Annotated in this window: 5 protein-coding genes; all 5 read left to right on the forward strand. The window is 72.0% G+C overall.

Annotation, left to right across the window (positions count from 1 at the left end):
- Nucleotides 1-312 (forward strand): DUF6545 domain-containing protein (locus IJH84_RS12745; protein WP_367269017.1); only part of this gene is annotated, 312 nt, incomplete at its 5' end.
- A 9-nt stretch (nt 313-321) separates the two neighbouring features.
- On the forward strand, nt 322-1,527 hold the full coding sequence (locus IJH84_RS12750; protein WP_295144442.1) for an amidohydrolase family protein: 1,206 nt from the start codon (nt 322-324) through the stop codon (nt 1,525-1,527).
- Nucleotides 1,528-1,636: 109 nt separating this feature from the next.
- Complete coding sequence (locus IJH84_RS29275; RefSeq protein ID WP_367269018.1) at nt 1,637-1,717, forward strand: putative leader peptide; 81 nt, start codon at nt 1,637-1,639, stop codon at nt 1,715-1,717.
- A gap of 243 nt (nt 1,718-1,960) precedes the next feature.
- Nucleotides 1,961-2,872 carry an ABC transporter substrate-binding protein gene (locus tag IJH84_RS12760; RefSeq protein ID WP_295144449.1) on the forward strand — a complete coding sequence of 304 codons (912 nt, stop codon included), beginning with the start codon at nt 1,961-1,963 and terminating at the stop codon, nt 2,870-2,872.
- 46 nt (nt 2,873-2,918) lie between these two features.
- A partial coding sequence (locus IJH84_RS12765) for an LLM class flavin-dependent oxidoreductase (protein WP_295144452.1) occupies nt 2,919-3,344 on the forward strand: 426 nt, incomplete at its 3' end.

Raw genomic sequence — 3,344 nt, forward strand, 5'->3', positions numbered from 1 at the left:
CCCGGGAGGCTGTGGCGCGACCGGCTCTCCCCCGGCCAGCTGCACCGGGAGTACTGGCGCCGGTCGGTGGAATGCCGGGACGGGCTTTCGAAGCTTTCGCCCTGGCTGCGCGACGTCGGTTACAGCAGCGCGGACCCACCGGGCGAGCAGGCGGCCGCGGTGCGCCGCGCCCTGTGGCTGCGCGAGCGCGGGCACACGCCCTCCTCGGACGCGCCGCTGCTGGTCGCCGCGCCGGCTGCCGCGAACACGACGGTGGACAGCGACGTGGCCGAGCTCGTCCGGCTCGCCGAGGCCATGCCCGAGCAGGAATGAGAGGTTCCGGTGCAGCGACTCATCACCGCAGGTCAAGTGCTGGTAGGCCCGGCCGGGGAACGGATCCCGGACGGAGCGGTGCTCGTCGACGACGACACGATCACCGCGGTCGGCCCGCGCGCCGAGGTCGAAGCGCAAGCCGGTGCCGAAGCCGTGCGGCACAGCGCAGCCACCGTGCTGCCCGGCTTGATCAACGGCCACGTGCACCTGGTTTGGGATGCCGGTTTCGGAATGCTGGACCGGTATCAGGAGGCCGGTGACGAGCAGCTGCTGCTCGGCATCGCCGGTCGCGCGCAGCAGGCCCTCCGCGCCGGGGTCACCACCTTGCGGGATCTGGGGGATCGCGGCGGGCTCGTGCTGCGGGTGCGCGATTCGATCGACCGCGGGGAAATCACCGGTCCGCGCCTGCTCGGTTCCGGCCCGCCGCTCACTCCGCCGAAGGGGCACTGCTGGTTCTTCGGCGGCGAAGTGGACGGCCCGGAGGCGATCCGCGACCGGATCCGCCGCAACGCCGAGCTCGGCGCCGACGTGATCAAGGTGATGGCCAGCGGCGGCCAGATGACCCGGGAATCGGCGCCCACCTGGCAGAACCAGTTCGACGGCGACGAACTGGCGCTGGTGGTCAAAACGGCCGCCGAGTACGAGCTTCCGGTGGCCGCGCACGCGCACGGCACCGACGCGATCGTGGCCGCGGTCGAGGCCGGGGTCGACACCCTGGAGCACTGCTCGTGGCAGGCCACCGGTGGCGAGGGAGCCGACCTGCGCGACGACGTCGCGCGCGAGATCGCCCGCCGCGGCATCACCGTCTGCCACGCCTACCCGCCGGACTGGGCCGGATTCGCCCGGATCACCGGCGAGGCGGGTGCCCGAGCCGCGGTCGAGCGGGTGCGCTGGATGGACGAGTTCGGCGTGCGGTTCGTGCCCGGCACCGACGGCGGCCTGCCGACCTCGGTGTTCGACAACTACGCGGGCGCGTTGAACTACTACGTCGAGGCGGTCGGCTGGAGCGCGGAACGGGTGCTCGACATGGCCACCACCGGTGCGGCGCAGGCGCTCGGCCTGACAGGGGTCGGTCGGCTCGCTCCCGGGTGCGCGGCGGACGTGCTGGCGCTCGACGGCGATCCGCTGGCGGACTTCGCCGCGCTGCACCGGCAGCGGCTGGTGCTCGCGCGGGGCCGCGCGGTCGCCCCCGACGCGCAACTTCTTTCCGAGTGAACGGACCGTTTGACCAATCTAGCGGGACGAAAGTTCCGTTCACTCCGGCTTGATATCACTGGCTGGGACCACGTTGACGGTCCATCGCGCTGCTGCGAACCTTCCGCGCATGTCCGAGCGCCCCGCCCTCACCGGGCGCCTGCACGTCGACCTCCGGCGCCAAGCCAGCGCGATCTGTCACCGCGGCTGATCCTTCGCGCCGGGATGCGCTGATTCCCGGCGAAGACCGCGTTGAAGGGTCGCCGCTCGGCGGCCGCATGGTCCCGCTCACCGGCCGGTGCCCAGCAGTTCCGCACCGCCGGGAGATGCCGTCGCCGAACGAAAGCGAACGACCTTGCGCCGTCGTGACTTCCTGTCCGCACTCGTACTGACCACCTCCGCGGGCGCGCTCACCGCGTGCGCGAGCACACCGAGCGGGAACGAACCGGTTCCGGTGCCCGACCGGGTCGGACCCGAAGAGCTCCGCAGGGTGCGGCTGCGGGTCGGCGACCAGAAGGGCAATTCGCAGTCCCTGCTGCGCTCGGCGGGCCTGGACCGCGCGCCTTACGCCATCGAGTGGTCCACGTTCACCTCCGGCCCTCCGCTGCTGGAGGCGGTGTCCGCGGACGCCGTCGACGCGGGCGGCGTCGGCAACACCCCGCCGCTGTTCGCCGCGGCCGCGAAGCGCGACGTGAAGGCCATCTCGGTGTCCAGGGGCAACGTGACCAGCGATGCGCTGGTCGTGCGCAAGGACTCCCCGCTGCAGCGGGTCGAGGACCTGCGCGGCAAGAAGATCGCCGTGGCCAGGGGCAGTTCCGCGCACGGCCAGGTCCTGCTGAACCTCCGCAAGATCGGCATGAGCCCGGACGACGTGCAGCTGGTGATCCTGCAACCCGCCGACGCGCTCGGCGCGTTCAACAGCGGCGACGTGGACGCTTGGGCGATCTGGGACCCGTACTTCTCGCAGGTGCGGCTGGAAACCGGCGCGCGGGTGCTCACCGACGGCACCGGCATCGCCAACGGCTACGACTTCCTGATCGCGGGCACCGCGGCGCTCGCCGACCCGGCCCGCAACACCGCGCTGGCCGACTTCGCGGTGCGGCTGGCGAAGGCGCAGGTCTTCTCGGACCGGCACCGGCCGGAACGCGCGCGGGCCTGGGCGCAGGACACCGGACTGCCGATCGAGGTGACGACTCCGGCCACCGAGGCGGGGCCGAACCTGCCGATTCCGCTGGACGCGGAGGTGATCCGGTCCTCGCAGCAACTCGCGGACGCGTTCGTGCAGGCCAAGGAGATCCCGCGCCCGTTCCGGTTCGCCGACTACGTCGACACCCGCTTCCAGCCGCAGCTCGCCGCATTCCACTGAGCCGCCGCTCGTCGACCTGATCTCCGAACGCAGGGAGGACGCCGCCATGAGCATCACGTTGCACTGGTTCCTGCCCACCCACGGCGACGGGCGGTCCATTGTGGACCGTCCGCACGTCACAGCCTCCGGTGCGCACACGCCCAGGCAGCCGGACGTCGACTACCTGGCGCAGGTCGCGCAGGCCGTCGAGCACCTCGGCTTCACCGGGATGCTCACCCCGACCGGCAGCTGGTGCCAGGACGCGTGGGTCACCACGGCCGCGCTGCTGGGGCGCACCAAGCGCATCAAGTTCCTGGTCGCCTTCCGGCCCGGCTCGCTCACCCCGACGCTCGCGGCGCAGATGGCGACGACGTACCAGCGGGTCTCCGGCGGCAGGCTGCTGCTGAACATCGTCACCGGCGGTGAGTCCGTGGAGCAGCGCCGCTACGGGGACTGGCTGGACCACGACAAGCGCTACGAGCGCACCGACGAG

Origin of the sequence: Saccharopolyspora sp. (assembly GCF_017434145.1) — a bacterium.
Taxonomy (GTDB): domain Bacteria; phylum Actinomycetota; class Actinomycetes; order Mycobacteriales; family Pseudonocardiaceae; genus Saccharopolyspora_C; species Saccharopolyspora_C galaxeae.

Bases quoted from the DNA above. Each gene is read 5' to 3' on its own strand.
- IJH84_RS29275 (WP_367269018.1), top strand. From the start codon at position 1,637: ATGTCCGAGCGCCCCGCCCTCACCGGGCGCCTGCACGTCGACCTCCGG.